Source organism: Propionigenium maris DSM 9537 (genome assembly GCF_027925155.1).
Taxonomy (GTDB): domain Bacteria; phylum Fusobacteriota; class Fusobacteriia; order Fusobacteriales; family Fusobacteriaceae; genus Propionigenium; species Propionigenium maris.
On the sequence record NZ_BSDY01000018.1, the window covers coordinates 41,807 to 65,716 of the forward strand.

Here is a 23,910-nt window from a genome sequence, read left to right on the forward strand (position 1 = left end):
GATTGAAGTCTGGACAGAGCGATGGATCATCAAGAAAGTTATAGTAAAAAATTAAAAATATGTTAAAATATATTACTAATAATCGTTTTTTTAATAGAGTTGTTTAAGGTTTTCTTTAGAAGGTTTTGTTAAAAAAATGATAAATTATTGTAGAGGTGTTAAGGATGGGAAAGATAAAGGGAAAGCTTCATTCATATGAAAGCTGCGGAACAGTAGACGGACCAGGATTAAGATATGTAGTTTTTACTCAGGGATGCCCTCTGAGATGTAAGTATTGTCACAATCCAGATACCTGGAAGATGGCAGATGCAACCTATGAGGAGAGTGCAGAGTTTGTATTCAAGGAGATCGCGAGATATAAGCCCTTCTTCAGAAATGGTGGCGGAATGACTATGACCGGGGGAGAGCCTCTAATGCAGCCAAAGTTTGCAAGAGAGGTATTTAAGCTGTGTCAGGAGGACGGAATCCATACAGCTGTAGATACATCTGGATTCTACCTCAACGACGAGGTAAAGGAAACTCTAAAGTATGTGGATCTGGTACTGCTAGACCTTAAGTGTATGGACCCAGAGATCTATAAGGATCTAACTAAGGTAGATCTAGAGCCTACTCTAAAGTTTGCCAAGTACCTGGCTGAGATCGGGAAACCAGTATGGGTAAGACACGTGCTGGTACCAGGGATAACTGACAGAGATGACCTGTTAGAGAAGCTGGCTGACTTCATGGCTACTCTTGGAAATATAGAGAAGGTAGAGATCCTTCCATACCACAGTCTCGGAGAGTATAAGTGGGAAGAGATGGGGATGGACTATGAGTTAAAGGGAGTAGAGGCTCCAACTCAGGAGAGAGTAGAGAATGCCAAGAAGATAATCGGAAGTAGAGGATTATCTGTAAGATAGCTCCATGTGAGATATTAAAGACCCTTCGGGGTCTTTTTTTGTACATCAAATATGGCTGGATGTAAGAAAATTGCATTTTTTTAAAAAGTATGGTAAAATGCAGCTTGGTACGCAGAAAAAAATTAAAATTAAATTAAAAACTTTAGTTTTATTAAATAAAAAATTGGGAGGAAATATGAGGAGTTTTTTAGGTAAAGACATTAGTGTTAAAAATGAAATACTGGCCGGCCTGACGGTAGCTCTTGCTCTAGTGCCAGAAGTTGTCGCTTTTGCCTTTGTAGCAGGAATAGATCCGCTGGTAGGTCTGCATTCATCAGTTATAATAGGACTTTGTGCAGCTATCTTTGGAGGGAGACCAGGGATGATATCTGGAGCAGCTGGAAGTATTGCAGTTGTTTTAGTGGCGCTGGTTGCTAAGTATGGTGTGGAATACCTTTTTGCCACTGTTGTGGTAATGGGAATAATTCAGATACTGGTGGGAGTATTTAAACTTGGTAAGTTCGCCAGAATGATACCTCACTCTGTAATGCTAGGTTTTGTAAATGGACTGGCTATAGTAATATTCCTGGCACAGCTTAACCAATTTAAGGTGGATGGTGCCTGGATGCAGGGAACACAGCTCTACGCAATGATTGGTCTTGTGCTACTGACTATGGCAATAGTGCACTACCTGCCAAAGTTTACCAAGGCTATACCAGCATCTCTGGCAGCTATAGGTGTTACTACAGGGATGGGAATGTGGTTAAACAAGATTGGAATCCACATGCCGAATGTACGTGAGTTTGCCCAGGGAGGGATTGCAGGAGGACTGCCTACATTCCACCTGCCTCAGGTACCTTTCAACCTAGAAACTCTTGAAATTGTAGTTCCCTTTGCAGTAACAGCAGCAATGGTAGGATTGATAGAATCTCTTCTGACTCTATCTCTAATAGATGATCTTACAGATACAAGGGGTCAGACAAACAAGGAGAGTATCGGACAGGGAATCGGAAACCTGATAAATGGATTTATGGGTGGTACTGGTGGATGCGCTATGATCGGTCAGTCTATGATTAATATCACCAGTGGCGGAAAGGGAAGGCTATCTGGTGTAGCCACAGCCTTAGCTCTGCTATCCTTTGTCCTATTTGGTTCGGGGGTAATCGAGGTAATACCACTGGCAGCCCTTGTAGGGGTTATGTTTATGGTGGTAATTGAAACCTTTGCATGGGAAACGCTTAAGTTTGGAAAGAGAATACCTCACAAGGATTTCATTATAATCATTGTTGTGGCTGGAATAACTATAGCTCATGACCTGGCTCTTGCAGTAATTATAGGAATTATAATTTCAGCACTTATATTTGCCTGGGAGAAGGGAAAGAGGATTACAGCAACAACTAGAGTTAATGAAAAGGGAATTAAGGTCTATGATCTTGATGGTCCTCTATTCTTTGGATCGGTAGCAAGCTTTAAGGAGATATTTGATATTCAAAATGACCCTGAGGAGATAGCTATAGATTTCAGAAACTCCCATGTGAATGATCACTCGGCTATAGAGGCGATCAACAGTATTACAGAGAAGTACAGGAAGGCTGGAAAGGTACTACACCTTAAGCACCTGAGCACCGACTGTTACAAGCTTCTTAAGAATGCTGAGGAGATAATGGAGATAAATATAATGGAGGATCCTCTCTACCACGTAGCAGATGATCAGCTGGATTAAGAAATAAAAAAGCTGCAGGTCCCAAATGGGACTCTGCAGCTTTTCTTTAGATATCAAAGTCTACCTTTTCCCTTAATAGCATAAGGGAATCCAGCGATTCCTCGCTGAGGTTGTAGATAACCTTGAGGCGATCTCTGCTTTCAAAGAGAACCAGAAGCATATTCAGTATGAAGGTGCATCCTGAGTTTACCACATATGAGAGCTTAGACCTCATCTCCTTGTCGGCATAGGTAAGGAATGCAGCCTGGTTGCTGAGAAGACAGTGGATAAGCATATCGATGTGTTTTATCTCGTGGAGACCAAACTTAATGGCATACTTCAAAAGTTTCTTCTCCAGCTTCTCCTCCTTGGCAACATCAAAGGTATTGTAGTGCTGGATCTGCATTATATTAAGTATTTCAGCGATCTTCTTGTCGTTATATTTGAGATAAAAGTTAATTGTGGAAAGGTCCAGACGAAGGTTGTAGTTTTTAGCTGAGAACTTTTCCTCATAAAATCTTTCCAGAGCTCTGACTTCGTCCCTGATGTGGCAGAAGTCACTGTCTGCCATCTCGAAGAGGGCACTGAGCCTGAAGAGTTTTCTTTTTATCTTCGTAGGTACATCGATAAGGGTTTTATATCTCAGTCTGTGATCTACCTCAGCCCATACATGCTGAAGGTAGCTACGGATCTGCACCTCAAACTTCAGATTATTCACAACCTCCCTTACCTCTGGTAGGAGGTCTTCCTCGGGATGCTTGTATGAACATACATAGTGAAGGGAGATATATCCCATCCTGTCGTAGTCCAGCTTTTTAAATTTGTTGCTGGAATTTTTCAGATCTATATTGAAGTTCTTCTTCAGAATATTTATAAGCTCGTCATTTTCATCCTTGTATATAGTTATAAGTCTTATTCCCAGGATATCTGTCATATCCTTAAAGGCATCCTTATACTTGTCCTTCTTCTTTTCTAATTTCTTCTTAAAACTTTCTACTTTTTTTACTCTTCCCTCTATCTTTAAATCTATCTGGGGGTTTCCCTCAAAAAGTTCCTCTAGGGTATCTGTAAGTTTCTCCAACTGGGCTAAAAAGTAGGGTCTGTATTTTGAGAAAATATCAGAAGAATTTATTATCTCCTTCTCAGTCATATCAATCCTCCATAAAAATTGTCCATATTTAAATTATACACTAAAATTACCCAGAACCAAACTAAATGGAGAACCTTAAGGATGGTATAATATCTTTATTATTAAGGTTAAATGCTGTATAATAATATATTGTAGTAAAGAATAATTAAAGGTAGGGAAAAGGAGAAAATATGCTAATTTTAGGAATAGAAACTTCATGTGATGAAACGTCAATATCGGTAGTAAGAGATGGAAAGGAGATCCTTTCAAACCACATATCCTCTCAGATAGAGATCCACAGAGAGTATGGGGGAGTAGTGCCTGAGATCGCATCGAGACAACACATAAAAAATATAGCAGCGATCCTGGATAAGAGTTTAGAGGAAGCAGGAGTAGGTCTAGATGATATCGATTACATAGCGGTAACCTATGCACCAGGCCTTATAGGGGCTCTTCTTGTGGGGCTGTCATTTGCCAAGGGACTTTCCTATGCACACAATATACCTATCATACCTGTACACCATATAAAGGGCCACATCTACGGAAACTTTGTAGAGCATTCTGTAAAGCTTCCGTGTATAGCTCTTGTTGTATCTGGAGGACACACAAACATAGTCTATGTAGATGAGGGTCATAACTTCACAGACCTTGGAGGAACCATGGACGATGCCGTTGGGGAAAGCTACGACAAGGTATCTAGAGTACTTGGACTAGGTTACCCAGGGGGACCTGTAATAGATAAGTTGTCATATGAGGGAGATAAGGACGCAATTCCTATGCCTGAACCTAAGGTAGATGGATATCAGTTCAGCTTCTCTGGTGTAAAGACATCTGTGATCAACTATGTAAATAAGATGAAGATGAAGGGAGAGGAGTTTAAGCCTGAGGATCTGGCAGCTTCCTTCCAGAACAGAGTAGTGGATATCCTGTGTAAGAAAACCATAGCAGCAGCTCTGGATAAGAAGGTAGAAAATATAGTAATAGCAGGAGGAGTAGCTGCAAACTCACTGCTGAGAAGCGAGCTTACAAGAAGAGCTAAGGAGGAGAATGTAGCTGTTTACTACCCTTCTATGAGGCTTTGTACAGACAATGCTGCAATGATAGCTGTAGCTGGATACTATAAGCTGAAGTATGGAAAGGAAGAGAACAAGCTTGGAGACCTAAAGTTAAATGGTGTAGCAAGCATGACTATAGACCAGGATTAATAGACCCTTAAAATTAGGAGTAGTTTGGAGGTAGGATGAAGAAGAGGGGAGTGACCTATACAGAAATACTGGTGGCGATAACTATATTTTCCCTGGGGATAGTTCCTCTCATGCTTAGCCTGAACAGTTCCTTTGAAGCTACGGTGTTTAACAGGGACTATACCAAGGCACTGGAGTATAATGCCCAGCTCATAGAGGAGATAAGTGCCATGATGCCCACCAAGGTGGGAATAGATCAGTATTCTTCTGCAGGAACAAGCAGCTCTAGAGAGGTTCTATATAGTGAAGTAAAGGATATGCTTGAAAAAAGGAGTGAGAATAGCACAAACACTAACAGTAAAAAAGGGATCTACCATCTGGTCAAGTGGAATGATGAAAGCCAGAGGTTTGATTTTTCTCAATACAACTACCAAGAAGATGTAGATAAGAGTCTCTACAGAATAGTTGAAGTTGGAGACCTTAATGGTAATCCAGAGGATGAGGTCAGAGAATTTGATGTTTTTATAAGATGTTACAATGCTAATGATAATGAAGACTTTGTAGAGGATAAGATGGTTATAAACCTAAAGGAAAGGGAGGCGAGTACTCCAGATGGAAAAGATCCGTCGGGAGGTACAGATTCCGGAGGTTCAACAGGGGTTGACTTGTCATATGAAGGAGCAAGTGGAGGCATTGACTTAGCAAAAGGCTCAAGAGGAACACTTGTTGTTACTCCAAAACATAGCGTTAAGGCTACATCGATTGAAGTTCAGGTAGAGGGGTTGCATCCTGGCAGCAAGCCTTGGAATGTAAGTACTATAAAATATAAGATAAATGATAGAGGAAGTTTTGTTTCTATGAGCAGAAGAGGAAACACCTTTATCGCCAATGTCGAAGTTCCAGTTGGGGCAAAAATAAAATTTAGACTAATAAATACTGGGAATCAGAAGACAAAGGATATAAGGTTAAAATATCATTTAAGGAATAACTAGGGGAACTAGAATAAAAGTATTATAAAAAACCAAGTTACAAGAGCTAGGAGAGGGAGTTGCTATGAAGAAGAGAGGCTACACTCTGGTAGAACTTATGGTTTCCATGGCTATACTCTCCATCGTTTTGGGGTCTATTAGTCTGATAATAACTTCTTATGTGGAAACCTATGATGCAGGAATGAAGTATGAAGAGGCGGGAAAGCAGAGGCAGACCTTTTTCAGCTATATAGTAAGTGATCTCAACTTAGAGGAGTATGATGGAAACTCTAAAAAAGATGATCCTCAAAAGAATACTGAAAGTGACGATGAAAAACACTTTTCAATATCAAAGATTTTAGACAATGGAAAAACAAAGAAAATAATAATTAGGGAAAGAAGCTGGGATGAGGAAACTCCTAAGAATGAGATAACCTATGAATTTTTAGATGAAGGCATTAAGAGAAACGGAAGCTTTATATTGAAAAAAAACAGGAACTTTGACCTTCAAGGGATGGATTTAAAAATCTATAAGAATGAGATAGTAGCAGACAGTAAAATTAGCAGCAACCCAATAGACTACTTAAAGGGTGGAAGTGAAGTAGATATAGCTACAGAAAAAAAACTTCCTGTAGATGAGGGCGATACGAAGAATAGTTATTACATAGAGGCCATCTTAAAGGTAGGAGAAGACAAAGATATAAAGAGAGGTTATGCATTTAGGTTTTCTAATGTAAAAAAAGGTAATGGGAGTGAAGTTGATCCTGAAGAACCAGAAGGGGATAAGGATATAGTTAAGCCTCCGGGAGTAGGGGCAGGATCTGGGAATTCCAATGAAAATAAGTTAGAAATACCCGACAACTCAAGATACTGGCTTATTATAACATTCGACTCGGAAGCCTTCTGGAATAGAACTGAAGATGGAACTGAGTGGGATGAGATAACCAAGGACTATGTGTTTCAAAAAGTAGAGTTTTACAGTCCTTCAAATGACTCTGTACTGCACTCTAAATACGATGTAATTGAAACAGTGGAGGAATCAAGTTATTTTCATGAGAAAAGAATGAAGTTTTATTTTGAAGTGGAAGCGGGAGCTTCCAAGGGGAATAGCGGAAATATGCATCTTCAAATTCACCCAAGCAGTAGATATAGAACTCTGAAATACGAGTACTATTTTAAACACAGGTATTAATAGAACAGGAGTAAACTATGAAAAAAGGTTTTATATTACCAGTAGTCATGATACTTATGACGATGCTTATGGCTGTTTCCTTAGTTTTAAGCAAGGTGGCTGAAGATAAAACAAAATCCCTTAAAGCTCAGGAAAGTGGATATTATACTGAAAAGAAAATAACCATAGAGCTGGAGAAAAACGACGAGATAATACATCCTGGGAAAAAGCTTTTTCAAGATGTTATAAATATCTATAATGGAGAGGGAATAGAGTTTAAAAGCGGTGGCCATACAAGGAAGAGTACCAATGGAAGGTTTGCCAGGATAAAAGCTAATATAAGCAATAGTTGTAGATTAGTTGGAGGAGTAGAAGGAAATAACTTTGAGTGTGATGAAGACACAGAGTTGCTGACTTCAAGTTATTCGCTACCAAGTATAAACTTTGGAGGTAGCATATATGAGATAGGGGCGGGAACAGAAGAAACACTTATACCAGGAGCAAGATATGAAGAGTTTCTGGTTAAGGGAACTGCAATCCTTCCTAGAGGAGTTTACTACATAAAGAAGTTGGTCGTAGATGGTGGGAAAATAATATTGGGATCTGGAGCCAATGTAAAGATCTATAGCGAAGAAGCCATAGATATAAAGGGAAGTGTTAATACAGGAGGAAATCCATCCCAACTTCTCATAGTAAATAAAGGAAGTTCAGATACTAAAGTAACAGGTTCTAGTAGGGTAAATGGTTTTTTCTATACGGAGTCTAAAGTTGTACTGGATGGTTCCAGTGAAGTATATGGTGCGCTGATTACAGGAGGGCTTGCACAGATAAGCTCTAATTCTTTTATTGAATATGACGAAGCTGGAGCAGCTAAGTTTAAAAAGGAACATATAACAGAGAAGGAAAATATCGGTTGGTAGAGGTAATAAGATGTTTTGGGAGATATCCAATTACCTGATAATATAGTTTTATTTTTTATTATAAAAGAGCAGGAAAAATTTTCTTTAGCTTTCTACTTGAGAGAAAGTTATAAGATCAGGAGAAAGAGTTTATGAAAAAGAAGTTATCCATAGAGTTACAGGAAAATTTAATAAGATTTATGGTGAGCAGCCACAGGAAGAATAAGCTCGAAATCCTTGAAATTCTAGAGACGGACTATGAACTGGAACCAGTTGAAGAGGAGAAGCAGGAGCTCCCTGTTACAGAGGAGGAAGCTCCAAAAGAGGGGATAGAAAAAGCTGTGGCTAAGATCCAGGAAGTGGTTAAGAGGCAGAAGTGGGAGAAGTTGAAGAAGAACCTACTCTACACTGTAGGAGACCTTAGCCACCTCAATCTGGAACTTCCTCTGGTGCCAGATGATGAGATGGAGGATGCAGTTAAGAGAAAGCTTGTTGGTGAGAAGCTCCTCAAGGAAGATGAAGAGGTAGCCTTTGAAGCTATAGGGGCAAGTGACAGCAAGGGACTTTACGGTGTATATGTACAGGTTATTCCCAAGGACCTTCTAGCTAAGCTTCAGCCCCTGAAACTTCAAGGAATCGACTTTGAAGTGTTTACCGTTAACAGGAAGCAGGTAGGTTATACCAACCCTAAGGAAAGCACTATGTTTTTGGATATAGGCAAGAGGAAGACTACTATAACCATATATCACAGGGAGCGTCTGGGGCTCTATAGAACTATAAATATAGGAACTGAGGACATCATAGGAGAGATCTCCCAGGTCCTACAGGTGGATATAGAGGAGGCAAGAGACCTCTATGGGAAGCATGGACATGTGAATATTAACAAGGGGAGTCACCTCATGGATGAGGGTGAGATAAGAGGCATGGATCTCGCAGAAGCCTGGAGTAATGTGATAAGTAAGATAGAGAGAAAGGTATTTCAGTATATGGACTACTTCCAATTCAGGCATGCTGGGGAGGCTCTCAAAACCCTTTACTATAAGGTGGATGATTCCGCCGGAAACGGATTTGAGGAGTTCCTGAAGGAGACCTTCTATCTGGAGCATGTGTTTTTATACAACCACTTACTGGGAGTAGATACGGAAAAGCTAGAGGAGGGAGTCTCTGCTGAGTGGTCAAACCTTCTGGGGACTGTGGAATCTAAGTATGGGGTTAAGTTTATAGGGAAATCCTTCAAACTTCCCTTTAAGGCAAAAAAGAACCCTATCTACGTAGCCATTGGTATAGCTTTTATAATGTTTATGGGAATGAGGTATGGATACTATAAGCTTCAGGAGGTAGACCAGATGAAGAGGCTGGACTCTATATCTGAAAGACAAAAGTTAATAGAAAAGGACCTGGAGGAATACAGAAGCGTAGAAAGGAAGACCAAGGAGCTAAAGAGGGATATCTCCTACCTTTCTGGAATAACAGGTAAAAATACCATCTTCAATAACTTTCTTTCGGACCTTTCCTATGAGGTGGATTCCCAGATATACCTGGAAGATGTAAGTTACAGCGGAAATAAGGTAACCCTTCGGGGGAAGGCGATCTCTGGTACAGAGTATGCAGAGGTCTATATCAATAAGATGCTGAGAGATATAGGGAAGATATCCAAGGAAGCAAGACTGATAAGAACTACAAAACTTATGAGTAATAAGAATGTAAATGATTTCCTGATAGAGGTAACACTTTCAGGAGGTGAGATGGATGGCAAGTAAGAATGACCAGCAGATAATAGTTTTACAGGTATTGATCTATCTCATAGTCTATGTATTATTTCAAAATATAACGATGGTAAACCTGAAGAAGAGGGTAGAGGGAAATGAGACCAGGATACAGAGGGCTCAGGCAGATTATTTAGAGGGAGTAAGATCTGTAAACTCCCTGGAAAGAAGTTACAGGGAGTATTACAACCTCTACTTTACGAGAAACTATATGAGTTCTAAGCTTATAAATAAGGGTGAGGAGAGGTATCTTGGGGAGAAGATAACCGACTTGAGTATGTCTAACAATATAAAGCTTTCCAATATAAACTTTACCGACTCTGTGGAAGATAATACTCAAAAGTATGTTTTAAGCACTCAGTTTACGACGGATTTTTATACATTGAAAAGCTTCTTAAACGATATAGACAATCTGGAGAAAAATATCAATCTGGATAGCATAACAATACGTAGAAGCGGGAATGAACTGGATATTTCAGCGTCCTTCTCGATCTACCTTTCAAGATAGGAGCTGGGGAGTTTAGATGGAGATAAAATTAAATTTTAACGGGATTAAGGAGAAGGTTAAAAACCTCAAAAAGAGAGAGATCCTTATAGGGGGAGTTGTAATCTTTGCTCTGATGATCCTTTACCTAAAGTTTTCCAAGAGGGAAGATAACTTCCATATTCTTATGGAACTTCAGCCTAACAGAAGCTTTGTAATTGAAGACGTTATGGAGGATGAGAGAGCGAAGGTATATGACGCTATCAAACAAGAGGAGGAGAGAAACAAGGGAGTGGGAAGGGACATATTCTTTTCCTATACCGATGGGGACGGTATAGCTCCTACTCTTACTGGAGTAATGATAGGAAGAAAAAGAACAGCAACCTTTTCCAACGGGATGATACTGGAAGTGGGAGATGAGTTCTATGGACACAAGATTAAGAGGGTACTACAGGGGAGAGTAGTAATAGAGGACGGCATGGGAGATGAAAAAACACTAGAAATTCGGAGGAACTAGAGGATGAAACAGCGGATGAAAAAGTTATTGATACTGTGTATGCTTATCACAGGTACTCTGGCCAAAGGGGCAGGATACAACGGGGAGATGATAGCACCAAATAAAAGAGTTAGTGTAGATTACCAGGGAGCAGACCTTGTAAATGTCCTCAGAGGGATCTCCTTTGACAACAACCTCAATATGGTTATAGATGACAGTATTCAGGGAACAGTGACCCTTAGTGTAAGAAATGCCCTTATAGATGATCTTCTAGAGGCAATACTGAGATCCAATGGTTACACCTACCTTCAGAGTGGTAATCTGGTAGAGGTAATGACCGTAGAAAAGGCAGTGGAGACTATAAATACAGATAAGCCTAGTTCTTAGGTATTTAAGCTTGAAAATGTGAATGCCGAAGAGATAATGGGAGATGTGAGGCAGCTCCTGAAGGATGGGGATACCATAATAGAAAACCCCGACAACAACTCACTGACTGTAAGAGCAAGAAGAAGAGAGATGTTTGCGGTAGAGGAGTTCTTAAGGGGGAGAGATGGTAAGAGTATAGAGGAAGTAAGGAAGAACGTGGAACTTATAAGAACCAAGCATCTAAGTCCAACCCAGGTATATGAGGTTCTGGTGGAGATGGGATATAAGGTTGCAGGGGATATAAGGATAAGCGAGACACTAAACGGACTTCTGGTAATAGCCAATAAGAGTGAGGTATCTAAACTGAAGTCGGTTATAGAGAGTATAGATACTCCAGATCACCAGGTGGTAATCGAGGCCAGGATAGTAGAGGTGAGTGAAGGAGATGAAAGGAACTGGGGAATCAGTTGGAGCTACAATAAGGATAATGGCCAGGACAACCGTGGAAGCGGTGGAGATAGTGGCGGAGATGACGGTGGTGGAGACGGAGCTTTTTCTCCAATATCCGGTGTAGATACAGTAATAGATGCTTCTAATATATCCAATGGTATAAGCATTGGGCTGGGACTTCTGGGGAATGACCAGTTTACGGCAATCTACAGAAATATTGTTACTGATAAATCCACAGAGATACTGGCAAAGCCAACCATTACAACCCTCAATAATATGAAGGCCAAGATAGACCTTGTGGATGAGGTTCCATATAAGCAGTTGGAGTATATAGGTGAAAGCGGAGAGTCTACCTCAACAAGCTATGAGTTTAAGGAGGTGGGAATTACACTGGAGGTAACTCCACAGATATCTGAGGATGGAATGATCAAGATGGAGGTAGCTCCTACTATAAGTGAAGTAACGGGTAAAACAGATGACGGAGTGCCATTTATATCTAAGAGAAGTGTGGAAACCAACGTTATAGTGAGAAATGGTGAAACCCTTGCAATAGGAGGTCTTATAAAGGATACCTCAACCAGAACAGATACAAAAAATCCATTCCTGAGCAGGATACCTATAATAGGGTACTTTTTCAGAAGCAGCTCCAACGATAAAAATAAAACAAATCTAATGATCTTTATAACTCCAAAGCTCATACTTAATAGGGAGCTTACAGACAGGATAAATATCGTTGAGGGAACATCAGGAAGCGGAGCCAAAACTGTATCTAGAGATGGACTTCCTGAGAAATCGGTAGCAGAGCTAAAACCGACGGAAGATGAGATGTCTGATAATATAAGCACAGGGATAAACAGGATACAGGAAAAGTTACAGAAAGCGATTTATAACAATTAAAAGGGTGGTACTATGTTTTTAAAGGTTTTAGTACTAAATATTATTCTGACTTTGGGGATCTTTGCTGCAAACTCAGGATATTACAAGGAAACTAGAGTAGGGGAGGAGAGAGTTTACTTTCCTAAGAGTGACACAGAGTATATAGACTACCTGACGGAGAAGGGTGGTACAGAATCCTACTATGAGCTGGCAATAGCTCACCTGAAACTAGGTGAGGAGGAAGCAGCCAAGGGTTACATAGAGCGTTACAGAAAGGCTGAAAAGGATCCAGGGAAGCTTATAAGATACTATAGGCTTCTGGGAGACTATGAGATGGTAGAGAAGGAGTTAGTAGCTCTCATGGAAGAGGCCGATGAGGAAATAAGGCTTAAATACAGGATCCTAATAGAGGATGAAGTGGCAGCTAAGGGGCTCCCAATAGACACCTCGACCTATAGTGTGGGAAGGGTTGAAAGACTCTTCTATCTGAGAAATGACGATGAGAAGTTTAAGAGGTATTTTAACGACCAAAGGTGGAAAAGATCGGAGATAGATGAACTCATATCTCGTTTAAAGGGCCAGGAGCTAGACAGAGGGAGCTCTGCCGAGAGGTTGTTTGAGATGTTTGCAAATGACAGAGATAAGGTAGAGAGGGAGTATCTGAAGATAGAGGATATAGAGGATATCAGAGGATATAGTAATTACTTTACCTATGCTGAAAAGCTGGGAGTAAAACCAGTGTTAAAGAGCCAGACGGAGAAAAACTACTACCTTGAATATAAAAAGGGGAAATTAGAGGAGGATGCATCAACGGGGGCAACTTCAGAAAAAGTAGCGTTAACCCAAGAAGGCAATGCACCTATCTTAGATTTAAAGGATAAAGCCTTCTATGAGAATAGGATAAAAGCTGGAGAGCTGGAGTATCTGGCAAAATATGTGGAGCTCCTAAGAGCAGGAGAGGAAGATGTGGACGCAGTTCTTGAAAATATCAGCAGGGAAGCCTATGCAGCCTATAGGGTAGAGAGGAACCTGCCTCTAGAAGAGTCTGATTTAGAGCTGGGTGCTAACTACCTCTATGGGGCTGGAGAGATATCAAAGCTACTTCCTCTGAAGGAGTACCTATCCAAGGAAAAACTATCTGTCTTATCCAAGAGGAACAGAGAGTTTAAGGAGTTTTATGAGGAAAAATATCCTTTTGAGATGGAGAATATAGATGAAAGAAGGGGAGAGTATCTTTATTTTGCTGAAAACCCAAGTATAAGTGGAGCTACTGTAGAGGAATTACAGCAAAAGAGACATTTGGAACCTCAAGAAAGATACTACCTTGCCGTGTACTACCACAATAAAGGGGAGTATACGAGAAGCTTTAGGGAGACGGAGCAGCTATTTAAGAGGTATCGTCTTTCAGATAGGATATTTAAACTTCATGCAGACAATATAAAAAAGATAAAGGAAAAGGGGACCGACTCGAAAGAGTAGTCCCCTTTTTTAAAACTTTAATTCATAGATCTCCTGCTTATCGGTGACCTCCAAGGTCTTTGTGACTCCCTTCACAGACACTGTAAGAGGGACAGTTGATGGTTCGGTATAGATCATACCATTGGCATCTGTCGTCTTCTCTTTTCCGTTGATTAAAACGGTAGTTTCCTCAAGGGGAAGGTTTGGCTCCTTCATTATCTGAAGGATAACCTTACTTCCCATAGGATCGAGGATGATATTGAAGTTCTCTTCATTTTTATCCAGAGCAAAGGGTTCAGAGGAGTAGCTCCTGTAGCCCTCTACACTTGTATAGATATAGAATTCCCTTGTGGCGGGAATATCTAAGAATTCAAAGTAACCATTGTCTCCAGAGAGGGTAGAGTCAAACCTTCTTCCCTCCTCATCGATAAGGTCTAATCTTCTTCTCTTGATGGGAGAAACTCCGTCTGAAACAATTCCTCTAAGGGAGAAGACCTGCCTGGCTACTCTGATCTCAAGGTTTGAAATTGTAGAGGATTTTTCAATCTTTTGAACTATCCCGTGGTGGAAGTATCCTCCCTTCTCCACCTTGATAAATACTATCCCTGCAGGAGTCTCACCTCTGAAACGTCCATAGGAATCGGTAAAGGTTTCAAAAACCTGATCCTCCGTTTTCATAGTGACTCGCGCTTCCTCGATAGGGACTCCCAGGTCATCGAAAACCCTTCCTCCTATAATGCTGGGAACCTCTTCAAGTTCAAGCCTCAGGTTGTAGGAAGATACCTGGGAGGTGAATTCATAGAGAAGGTTTACCTCCTTCTTGAGTTTATAACCAAACCTCTCCACCTTTATTTGATACTTCTTTGCTGGGAGGTATCCGCTGAACTCACCGGAAAAATCCGACTTCATAGAGTAGGAGTTGTTGTCTACATCGGTAAAGGTGACCTTTGCCCCTCCCAGGGACATATCACCAACTTTTAAGATTCCCTTTACATTAACCTGGGGAGGACTTGCAAAGAAGTTTATAAACTTCCCTCCCTTATCGTTTATGGGGAACCTCTGTATCCTGAAGATGGTTTTACCTCCCATAACCAGGCTTATGTCGTAGTATCCGTGTTCGATATTTAGGGGTTCTAGAAGGGAGTGAACCTCTAAAGATTTTACAGGTTCATTGTTTTGATAGAAGATGACCTTTGCTCCCTCCAGGGTTCTTCCTCTGTTTACAGGCCTATGGGAAAGGTAGACCTCCTGCTTTCTACTCTCGATTATGGAGATGAAAAATGAAGATTCCCTTCTCTCCAATTCCACACTGTAACTCCTGTAACTACCGTCGGAAGTAATGAGCATCTCCTTTGTGTGGTAGTCTGGGGAGAAGAACTGGAACTTATATCTTCCCTCCTCCAGATCCAGACTGGCCCTTCCCCCTGAATAGTTGAGACCATACTTAACCTGGGTATCCAGGTTGGTGTACTCCATATATCCCCTACTTACATTGAAGATAAAGTTAAGCTTGTTTTCAGAAAAACTTATATTGTATAAAAGGAAAATACAAGTAATCAAGAAGAACTTTCTTAGCACCTGACCACCTCCTTTAGATTTTTGTAATAGGTTAAACATATTAACTTATAACACTTTTCTCAAGGAGAATCAAGTAAAGGAACAACGTTTAAAAAAATAAGGTACTATGTTATAATAGATAGGAAATGCTCGTTTTTTTGGATAGGAGCAGAGGGGGATAAGATGGCTTACAAAGAAGTCTTAGATGAGAGAGAAAAAACTAAGATTAGATTTATAAAAACCCAGATGGAAAAGGGCGAATATCTGGGAGAGTTCAAGGAAAATGTAATAGCCGCCCTGAAGAAGGATCAACTTGAAGAAGATGATGTCTATATTGAAATCATAGAGGCGATGAAGGAGGGAGATGTATCTCTATTAAAGATGAGAAGGGATGTATCTTTGGACAGATTGAAGCCATATATCAGGGAAGCGGAAAACCTGGGGCTGAGATACCAACTGGTAGACGGCCTAAGCTACAGAGGAGAGATAGCGCTAGTTGTAGTGTCTAAGGATGCTCTGGACAACGCTGATGAAGACGTTGTGATAAGAGATATGGATCAGGACTTTATAGATGCTGGTCTGGGCGAGGAACTGAGTAAAGCCAGGGGTCAGAAGATCTGTAAGGAGTGTTACGAAAAAATCAAGGATACACTACCGGAATATTTAGGGTGCTTCAAGAAGATGGGGATACTAGATAAATTATTGGGAAATAAATGTCCGGGATGTACTAAAAAATAGGAGGAAAGATGGTAGAGGCATTTAGAATAAGAGGCGGAAATAAATTAAAGGGGATACTAAGAGCAAGCGGAGCAAAAAATGCAGCTCTTCCTATAATCATAGGGACACTTATAGAGAAGGGGACATATGTATTAAAGAATGTACCTGACCTAAGAGATATAAGAACGCTTATCCAACTACTGGAGAGCCTAGGAATGAAGGTTGAGAGGCTGGATAAGAATTCATATAAATTTGTAAATGAGGGACTGACAAACCTAGTGGCAGCTTATGAGCTTGTAAAGAAGATGAGAGCATCCTTCCTTGTAATGGGACCTATGCTGGCTCATGCAAAGGAAGCAAGAGTTTCCCTTCCTGGAGGATGTGCTATCGGTTCTAGACCTGTGGATCTTCACCTTAAAGGCTTTGAAGCTATGGGTGTAGATATTACCCTGGATCATGGTTATGTGGAAGCTAAGGCCAAGGACGGCAAGCTTTTAGGAGCAAATGTACTCTTTGACTTCCCTAGTGTGGGAGCTACAGAGAATGTAATAATGGCAGCTGTAAAGGCTGAGGGAGTAACAACACTAGAAAATGTTGCAAGGGAGCCTGAAGTAGAGGACCTTTGTAACTTCCTGAACTCCATGGGAGCAAAGATAAGTGGAATAGGAAGCAGCAAGCTTGTAATAGAAGGTGTAGAGAAGCTGGTCCCAGGGGAGTATACAATCATGCCAGACAGAATAGAGGCTGGTACCTATGTTGTTGGAGCTCTTATGTTTAACGGCGATATAGAGGTAGAAGGTGTAGTTAGAGAGCACATAGAGAGTTTTATCAGTAAGCTAGAGGAGATGGGAGCAGTATTTGAGATAGAGGGTACCCACCTGAAGGTAAAATCTAAGTTGGAGGACCTGAAGCCTGCTAAGGTAAAGACTATGCCGCACCCTGGATTTGCAACGGACCTTCAGTCCCAGATGATGACCCTTATGTGTCTTGTGGGAGGTACAAGTGAGGTTAAGGAGACTATCTTTGAAAATAGATTTATGCATGTGCCTGAGTTAAATAGAATGGGAGCAAGCATCGATATAGAGGATCATGTGGCAGTTGTAGAGGGAGTTAAGACCTTCTCTTCAGCTGAAGTTATGGCCAGTGACCTTAGAGCAGGGGCGTCTTTAGTCCTTGCAGCCCTTAAAGCAGAGGGAGAAAGTATCGTAAACAGAATATATCATGTGGACAGAGGTTATGAGCAGTTAGAGGAAAAACTAAAGGCTATAGGTGCAGATATAGAGAGAATAAAGATGGAAGCGTAGAAAAATATTAAAAAAAGTTTATTATTAATTTGACTTTTTTTAATAACTAATGAATAGTTTAAAGAGGAGTTTATAAGATGGAAAAAATTATAGGGATAAATGCAGTGGTGGAAGCCCTTCAGAATCCAGAAAAGAATATAGAGAAGATCGAGGTGTTCAAAGGAGTTAAGGCTGAAAGGCTGGGACAGTTGAAAAAACTGGCTTCCAAGAGGAATATTAAGATTCACTCTACAGGAAAAAGAGTGGAAAATTCTCAGGGAGTGGTAGCTTTTATCAGTCAGTATGACTACTATGTGGAGTTTGGAGGATTTTTAGAAAAGCTTGCAGGAGAGAAAAAGTCCATCGTCATGATACTTGACGGTGTACAGGACCCTAGAAATTTTGGAGCCATTATAAGAAGTGCTGAGATATTTGGTGTAAGTGGGATTATAATACCAGAGAGAAACTCGGTAAAGATAAATGAAACTGTAGTAAAAACTTCTACTGGGGCAATAGAGCACGTGGATATTGTGAAGGTAAAAAATATCTCTGAGGCCATGAGTCAGCTGAAGAAACTTGACTTCTGGATCTATGGAGCAGATGGAGCTGGAAACAAATATTACCACGAGGAAAAGTATCCAGATAAGACAGTTATTGTCATGGGAAGTGAAGGTTTTGGTATTAGAAAAAAAGTAAAGGAAAATTGTGATATTCTCGTAAAGATACCTATGCACGGAAAAATAAATTCGTTAAATGTTTCAGTGGCAGGTGGGATACTACTATCAGAGATCTCAAAAAACCTACATTAAGCCGGCCCATTGAAACTCTGAGAGTTTCTAGATAAGGGAGTGGTTTTATGTCGTTGAATACCATTACAGATGAGTTGCTAGAGCACGCCCAGAGCGGCGATCAGGAAGCTGTGAGAAAGATATTTGATCACTACAGAAATTTTGTGTTTTTGAAGGCGAAGAACTACTTTTTGGTAGGAGCTGAAAGGGAGGATCTTATACAGGAGGGGATGATAGGACTTCTCAAAGCTATAAGAGCCTATGATGCAGACAATGCAGCATCCTTTAAGACCTTTGCTACCATATGCATAAAAAGACAGCTGATTACAGCGATAAAATCTGCCAACTCACAAAAAAACATGGCGCTGAATACAGCCATAGGAATGTATGGGGAGAGCAGTGAGGACAGGGAAGTTTCCTACTTTAAGGGCTTAGAGTCCTATATAACCTATAATCCTGAGGAGATGTACCTTACCAAGGAACAAATTGTGGGGCTCAAGGAGTATCTTGCAGAGCATCTCAGTGAATTTGAGCAGGATGTATTTAAAAATATGGTAAAGGGACATACCTATAAGGAGATATCCTATAAGCTGAATAAAAAGGTAAAATCAGTGGACAATGCTATTCAAAGGATAAAGAGGAAGAGTGAAGCCTGGCTGGAAACGTACAGGAAGGTTTAAAGTTGGAGGGACCCCCTAGGAAGGGCGGTCCTTTTTCTTGTGGAAATATTTAAATTGTGGTATATTTACTTTGAAGAAGAGTTATGGATAACTTGAAAAATATAGTGAAGATGTACGTTAAAGAAATTGACATTGAATTTTTTCTCTGCTATATTGTAGTAATAAAAGTTGAAGGAGATAACTTATGGAAAACCTAATTTGTGTTACAAGAAAAGAGAATAAACTCCTCTTGCTGCTCGGATCTGTAGATACAAATTTAATAGCAGTGGTAGCGAATTAGGAGTTTCAAAATAAATCTCTTAGTTCCCTCTAGAGGGAATTATTTAAGTTGCAGGAATAAAAGTTCTTGCTGGGAGAAGTAATTGATGACAGCCTATATGGCTGTCTTTTTTTTAAAAAATATAGAGAGGTGAGTTCTGTGAGGGAATATGATTACAAAGAGATAGAACCTAAGTGGCATGCCAAGTGGGAAGAGGACAATGTTTTTAGAACAGAGGACAAGGTAGAGGGGAAGGAGAATTACTACATTCTAGAGATGCTTCCATTCCCGTCTGGAAAACTACACATGGGACACGTAAGAAACTACACTCTTGGAGACGTAGTGGCTAGATACAAGAAGATGAAGGGGTACAATGTACTTCATCCAATGGGATGGGATTCCTTTGGACTGCCTGCAGAAAATGCAGCTATTCAAAATGGTGCTCATCCGGCAGTTTGGACTGTACAGAATATCGAGAATATGAAGAAGCAGCTGAAGATGCTTGGTTTCTCATATGACTGGGATAGAGAGATTGCTTCCTACAAGGAGGAGTACTATGTATGGAACCAGTGGCTCTTCAAGAAGATGTATGAGAAGGGGATAGTTTATAAGAAGAAGTCTACTGTAAACTGGTGTCCGGACTGTGAAACAGTTCTTGCCAATGAGCAGGTAGAGGACGGAAAGTGCTGGAGACACGGAAAGACCGATGTAATTCAGAAAGATCTTGAGCAGTGGTTCTTTAAGATAACGGACTACGCTGATGAACTTCTTAAGGGGCACCAGGAGCTGAAGGAAGGTTGGCCTGAGAAGGTTCTTACAATGCAGAAGAACTGGATAGGTAAGTCCTTTGGAACTGAGATAAACTTTACAGTTGAAAAAACTGGGGAGAAGTTACCTGTGTTTACAACCAGAGTAGACACTCTTTATGGAGTAACTTACTGTACAATAGCTCCAGAGCACCCAATGGTAGCTGAGATCCTGGCTGAAAACCCTGGAATCAAGGATGCTGTAACTAAGATGAAGAACGAGGATATGATCGAGAGAACAGCAGAGGGGAAGGAAAAGAACGGTGTGTTTACAGGAAGATATGTAATAAACCCTGTAAATGGAGAGAAGGTTCAGCTTTGGATTGGAGACTATGTTCTTATGAACTACGGTACAGGAGCTGTAATGGCAGTACCTTGTCACGATGAGAGAGACTTTGCCTTTGCAAAGAAGTATGACCTGCCTCTAAGAGTTGTAATCAACCCTATAGACAAGAAGACCAAGGAAGAGATCGTTATTGCAGCTGAGGATATGGAGAATGCCTTTGTTGGAAAGGGAATCCTTACAAACTCTGGTGAGTTTAATGGGTTAAATATAAAGGAAGCACAGAAGAAGATCGCAGAACACCTTGAAGCAGAAGGTATGGGAGAGAGAACGGTAAAGTACAGACTAAAGGACTGGGGAGTATCCAGACAGAGATACTGGGGAACTCCAATTCCGGCTCTATACTGTGATAAGTGTGGAGTAGTGATGGAAAAGGATGAGAACCTTCCTGTAAAGCTACCTATGGATATTAAGTTTACTGGAAACGGAAACCCTCTTGAGACATCTGAGGAGTTTAAAAATGCAACTTGTCCAGAGTGTGGAGGAGCAGCCAGAAGAGAAACAGATACTATGGATACCTTCGTGGATTCATCTTGGTACTACCTGAGATACTGTGACCCTAAGAATACAGATCTTCCATTTAACAAGGAGATCGGAGACGGATGGTCACCGGTAGATCAGTATATCGGAGGAATAGAGCACGCGGTAATGCACCTGCTTTACTCTAGATTCTTCCACAAGGTTATGAGAGATATGGGACTTATCTCAACAGATGAACCATTTAAGAGACTTCTTACTCAGGGAATGGTACTAGGACCATCATACTACTCAAATGCCAAGAATGCCTTCCTATACCCTTCAGAGGTTGAAATAAAGGGAGACAATGCTTACGACAAGGAAACTGGTGAGGAGCTTGTTGTTAAGGTAGAGAAGATGTCTAAGTCTAAAAACAACGGTGTTGATCCAGAGCACATTATAGAGAAGTATGGAGCAGATACAGCGAGATTATTCACTATGTTTGCTGCACCACCTGAGAAGGAACTGGAGTGGAATGAGAATGGACTTGCAGGTTCATACAGATTCCTAAATAGAGTCTGGAGGATGGTAGCAGAGAACAAGGAGTTTATCCAGGATGGAGATATAGAACTTGAGAAGGTAAGCAAGGAGGATAAGGTTGTTATCAGAAAGCTTCACCAGACGATCAAGAAGGTAACTGAATCTATCGAGGCAGACTACCACTTCAATACTTCCATAGCTGCTACAATGGAGCTTTTAAATGAGTTGCAGGACTATAAGACCAATGTACTTGAAGCAGATAAGATGACATCTGAATCTAAGAAGGTTTTCGCAGATGCCCTGAAGAATATGACTCTTATGCTTTCACCATTTGTACCACATACTTGTGATGAGTTATGGGCAGAACTAGGAAATGAGGGATACCTATTTGATGCAGCCTGGCCAGAGCACGTAGAAGCTCTCACAATCTCAGACGAGATAACTATAGCTGTACAGGTAAATGGTAAGGTAAGAGCTACTTTGGATGTGGACAGAAACATCTCCAAGGAAGACCTTGAAAAGATGGCTGTAGAAAATGAAAATGTAGTTAAGAATACTGAGGGAAAAAACATTGTTAAGGTAATTGTTATCCCTGGTAAGATAGTAAATATTGTTGTAAAGTAATCTTTCTTTGGAAGGTTATTCATTAAATCTAATAAGCTCTTCTTTGGAATTTTTCAAAGAGGGGCTTGTTTTTATATGAGGAGGCAGAGAGGAATGAAATACAGCATAGGAGAGATGAGCAAGCTCTTTGGGATTCCGGTGACCACACTGAGGCACTACCACAACAAGGGAATATTTAAAGCTTTCTACATAGATGAGGAGAGCGGGTACAGATACTACTCCTCTGAGCAGTTTGAGCTACTGAACAATATACTGAACCTCAGATACAGCAAGGTTCCCCTGGAAAGGATCAAGGAGTATACCGAGAAGGGGGAGCTAACCTCCCTCAAAAAGCTCTTTGAGAATCAGAGGGATGAGCTGAGAATGAAGATCGAGGAGCTGGAAAGGGCTGAGAGAAGTGTAGAGGAGAGGTTGAGATATATAGAGGAGGTAGAGGGGATAGAAAGGTTTGGCAGGATAATAGTCGAAAAGAAGCCTGTGAGAAGGATCTTCAGTGTGAAAAATTCCTTTGTTACAGAGGAGGAGCTGGAACTTGTAGTGAGGGAGCTTGGAAGGGTAAGTGACTTTTCAGCCAGCCTGGTCCTAGGAAGTGTGGGGCTAATTATGAGGAGAGAGGGGGAGTGGGAAAAGTATTCTGGGGTATACCTTGTGGGAGAAAAGTTTCCTGAAGCTCTCCAGGTAGAGGAGCAGCCTGAGGGGGAGTATATAAGGGTATACTTTAAAGGAACCAGGAATGACAGCCCTAGATACTACAAAATGATGGAGGAGTATATAGAGGAGAAGGGAGTAGAGGTAGAGGGACCCTACTATGAGATGGCCCTAGTGAGTAACTCAATGGCTTCAAAGGAGAGGGAGTATATAAGGGTAATAGAGATTAAGAAAAAGAGTTGACTCTCTAGCTGGTGGAGACTTTATAATTCTCTTAATAGAAGAGATTAAGGAGGGATGAAATTATGCTGGGAACCATAGTGAATACATCTACAATAGTGGTGGGGAGTATTGTCGGAAGTTTGCTAAACAGGGGAATAGAGGAGAGGTATAAGGAGAGGACTATGCAGGGGATGGGGCTTGTGGCCCTGGCTATAGGGATATCCAATATATCCAAGGGTATGGAGTTGATAAATAATCCGATTATCTTTATTCTTGCTATAGCTATAGGAGCAGTTGTAGGTGAGTGGATGGACCTCGAGGGAAAGATAGAAAGGTTCAATAAAGGTTTTGTAGAGGAGAAGAGCCCTCTTCAGGGAATAGTTATCGGGGTGGTGTTATTTTGTGTGGGAGCACTTTCTATAGTTGGACCCATTGAGAGTGCCCTCAGAGGAGACAATAGCATGCTCTATGCCAACGCTGTCCTAGACGGGATAACCTCTGTAATACTATCTGTTAACTATGGTATATCCATAGCTGTAGTTGCTCTAATACTATTTATATGGCAGGGGGGGATCTACCTGGGAGCAGGGGCTATTGAGCATACTCTGACCCCTGAGGTTTTAAATCAGTTAACCCTTCTAGGAGGATTATTTATCCTGGCTACAGGAATAAATATACTGGGATTGGGAAGGGTAAAAACCTTGAACATCCTGCCGGCTCTACTGGTGCCGTTTCTGGCTAGGGCTTTAAATCTGATCTAAATAGGAAATAAAAATAAAAGTTTTTTTAAAAAAGTGTTGACGAAAGGCTATAATAGTGATATTATATATCTTGTCCGCGAGGGAAACTGAAGCGAACGAGTCAAAGGACATTAGCAATTAAATAGAGAAGATAAGTCAGAAAGACGAAATGATTTTTTAATCAATTCGCAACCAATAATTAGGTGTATAATCACGAAAGTGATTTAAAATATATTTGAATGAAGAGTTTGATCCTGGCTCAGGATGAACGCTGACAGAATGCTTAACACATGCAAGTCGACTGGAATTCACCTTCGGGTGATAGTACGGTGGCGGACGGGTGAGTAACGCGTAAAGAACTTGCCCTCTAGACTGGGACAACTGTTGGAAACGACAGCTAATACCGGATATTATGAGATT

21 protein-coding genes and 1 rRNA gene are annotated in these 23,910 nt (G+C 40.8%); 20 read left to right on the plus strand and 2 right to left on the minus strand.

Annotation, left to right across the window (positions count from 1 at the left end):
* Nucleotides 1–164: 164 nt before the first annotated feature.
* Complete coding sequence (gene pflA / locus QMG11_RS15050) at nucleotides 165–899, plus strand: pyruvate formate-lyase-activating protein (protein WP_281837092.1); 735 nt, start codon at nucleotides 165–167, stop codon at nucleotides 897–899.
* Nucleotides 900–1,074: 175 nt separating this feature from the next.
* Nucleotides 1,075–2,601 carry a SulP family inorganic anion transporter gene (locus tag QMG11_RS15055; RefSeq protein WP_281837094.1) on the plus strand — a complete coding sequence of 509 codons (1,527 nt, stop codon included), beginning with the start codon at nucleotides 1,075–1,077 and terminating at the stop codon, nucleotides 2,599–2,601.
* Nucleotides 2,602–2,647: 46 nt separating this feature from the next.
* On the opposite strand, the gene QMG11_RS15060 is transcribed toward QMG11_RS15055, so the two are convergent.
* Complete coding sequence (locus tag QMG11_RS15060; RefSeq protein WP_281837096.1) at nucleotides 2,648–3,730, minus strand: GTP pyrophosphokinase; 1,083 nt, start codon at nucleotides 3,728–3,730, stop codon at nucleotides 2,648–2,650.
* A gap of 170 nt (nucleotides 3,731–3,900) precedes the next feature.
* Here QMG11_RS15060 and tsaD point away from each other — a divergent pair, with 170 nt between their 5' ends.
* The 10 genes from tsaD (at nucleotide 3,901) to QMG11_RS15110 (ending at nucleotide 13,848) form a co-directional block, all read left to right on the plus strand.
* Nucleotides 3,901–4,914 (plus strand): tRNA (adenosine(37)-N6)-threonylcarbamoyltransferase complex transferase subunit TsaD, encoded by a 1,014-nt coding sequence (gene tsaD, locus QMG11_RS15065; protein ID WP_281837097.1) that lies wholly within the window; start codon nucleotides 3,901–3,903, stop codon nucleotides 4,912–4,914.
* Nucleotides 4,915–4,949: 35 nt separating this feature from the next.
* Entirely contained in the window at nucleotides 4,950–5,885 is a 936-nt protein-coding gene (locus QMG11_RS15070) for a type IV pilus modification PilV family protein (protein ID WP_281837100.1), read from the plus strand.
* 61 nt (nucleotides 5,886–5,946) lie between these two features.
* Nucleotides 5,947–7,053 (plus strand): prepilin-type N-terminal cleavage/methylation domain-containing protein, encoded by a 1,107-nt coding sequence (locus QMG11_RS15075; protein WP_281837102.1) that lies wholly within the window; start codon nucleotides 5,947–5,949, stop codon nucleotides 7,051–7,053.
* 17 nt (nucleotides 7,054–7,070) lie between these two features.
* On the plus strand, nucleotides 7,071–7,952 hold the full coding sequence (locus QMG11_RS15080; RefSeq protein ID WP_281837103.1) for a DUF7305 domain-containing protein: 882 nt from the start codon (nucleotides 7,071–7,073) through the stop codon (nucleotides 7,950–7,952).
* A gap of 131 nt (nucleotides 7,953–8,083) precedes the next feature.
* Nucleotides 8,084–9,691: a cell division FtsA domain-containing protein gene (locus tag QMG11_RS15085; RefSeq protein WP_281837105.1), complete on the plus strand. Its 1,608-nt coding sequence runs from the start codon at nucleotides 8,084–8,086 to the stop codon at nucleotides 9,689–9,691.
* Nucleotides 9,681–10,205 carry a type 4a pilus biogenesis protein PilO gene (locus QMG11_RS15090; RefSeq protein ID WP_281837107.1) on the plus strand — a complete coding sequence of 175 codons (525 nt, stop codon included), beginning with the start codon at nucleotides 9,681–9,683 and terminating at the stop codon, nucleotides 10,203–10,205. The genes QMG11_RS15085 and QMG11_RS15090 overlap by 11 nt, the downstream gene beginning before the upstream one ends.
* Nucleotides 10,206–10,221: 16 nt before the next feature.
* On the plus strand, nucleotides 10,222–10,698 hold the full coding sequence (locus tag QMG11_RS15095; protein ID WP_281837108.1) for a hypothetical protein: 477 nt from the start codon (nucleotides 10,222–10,224) through the stop codon (nucleotides 10,696–10,698).
* Between the two features lie 15 nt (nucleotides 10,699–10,713).
* A complete protein-coding gene (locus QMG11_RS15100) occupies nucleotides 10,714–11,064 on the plus strand; it encodes a hypothetical protein (RefSeq protein ID WP_281837110.1) in 351 nt (116 codons plus the stop codon).
* Nucleotides 11,065–11,082: 18 nt separating this feature from the next.
* Nucleotides 11,083–12,390 carry a type II secretion system protein GspD gene (locus tag QMG11_RS15105; protein ID WP_281837112.1) on the plus strand — a complete coding sequence of 436 codons (1,308 nt, stop codon included), beginning with the start codon at nucleotides 11,083–11,085 and terminating at the stop codon, nucleotides 12,388–12,390.
* A gap of 12 nt (nucleotides 12,391–12,402) precedes the next feature.
* The gene (locus QMG11_RS15110; RefSeq protein WP_281837114.1) at nucleotides 12,403–13,848 is read left to right on the plus strand and encodes a hypothetical protein; all 1,446 of its coding nucleotides are present in this window, start codon (nucleotides 12,403–12,405) and stop codon (nucleotides 13,846–13,848) included.
* A gap of 9 nt (nucleotides 13,849–13,857) precedes the next feature.
* On the opposite strand, the gene QMG11_RS15115 is transcribed toward QMG11_RS15110, so the two are convergent.
* Nucleotides 13,858–15,405: a carboxypeptidase-like regulatory domain-containing protein gene (locus tag QMG11_RS15115; RefSeq protein ID WP_281837116.1), complete on the minus strand. Its 1,548-nt coding sequence runs from the start codon at nucleotides 15,403–15,405 to the stop codon at nucleotides 13,858–13,860.
* A gap of 162 nt (nucleotides 15,406–15,567) precedes the next feature.
* Here QMG11_RS15115 and QMG11_RS15120 point away from each other — a divergent pair, with 162 nt between their 5' ends.
* The 8 genes from QMG11_RS15120 to QMG11_RS15155 all read left to right on the plus strand — a co-directional run.
* Nucleotides 15,568–16,122, plus strand: a complete 555-nt coding sequence (locus tag QMG11_RS15120; protein WP_281837118.1) for a DUF1694 domain-containing protein — start codon at nucleotides 15,568–15,570, stop codon at nucleotides 16,120–16,122.
* 8 nt (nucleotides 16,123–16,130) lie between these two features.
* Complete coding sequence (gene murA / locus QMG11_RS15125) at nucleotides 16,131–17,405, plus strand: UDP-N-acetylglucosamine 1-carboxyvinyltransferase (protein WP_281837120.1); 1,275 nt, start codon at nucleotides 16,131–16,133, stop codon at nucleotides 17,403–17,405.
* Nucleotides 17,406–17,482: 77 nt separating this feature from the next.
* A complete protein-coding gene (gene rlmB, locus QMG11_RS15130) occupies nucleotides 17,483–18,193 on the plus strand; it encodes a 23S rRNA (guanosine(2251)-2'-O)-methyltransferase RlmB (RefSeq protein WP_281837121.1) in 711 nt (236 codons plus the stop codon).
* A 47-nt stretch (nucleotides 18,194–18,240) separates the two neighbouring features.
* Nucleotides 18,241–18,852: a sigma-70 family RNA polymerase sigma factor gene (locus tag QMG11_RS15135; protein WP_281837123.1), complete on the plus strand. Its 612-nt coding sequence runs from the start codon at nucleotides 18,241–18,243 to the stop codon at nucleotides 18,850–18,852.
* Between the two features lie 418 nt (nucleotides 18,853–19,270).
* Nucleotides 19,271–21,880, plus strand: a complete 2,610-nt coding sequence (gene leuS / locus QMG11_RS15140) for a leucine--tRNA ligase (RefSeq protein ID WP_281837124.1) — start codon at nucleotides 19,271–19,273, stop codon at nucleotides 21,878–21,880.
* A gap of 93 nt (nucleotides 21,881–21,973) precedes the next feature.
* Nucleotides 21,974–22,771, plus strand: a complete 798-nt coding sequence (locus QMG11_RS15145) for a MerR family transcriptional regulator (RefSeq protein ID WP_281837125.1) — start codon at nucleotides 21,974–21,976, stop codon at nucleotides 22,769–22,771.
* Between the two features lie 62 nt (nucleotides 22,772–22,833).
* Nucleotides 22,834–23,511, plus strand: coding sequence for a DUF554 domain-containing protein (locus tag QMG11_RS15150; protein ID WP_281837126.1), 678 nt, complete (start codon nucleotides 22,834–22,836; stop codon nucleotides 23,509–23,511).
* 215 nt (nucleotides 23,512–23,726) lie between these two features.
* Nucleotides 23,727–23,910: ribosomal RNA gene (locus tag QMG11_RS15155) — 16S ribosomal RNA — on the plus strand; the annotation flags it as partial.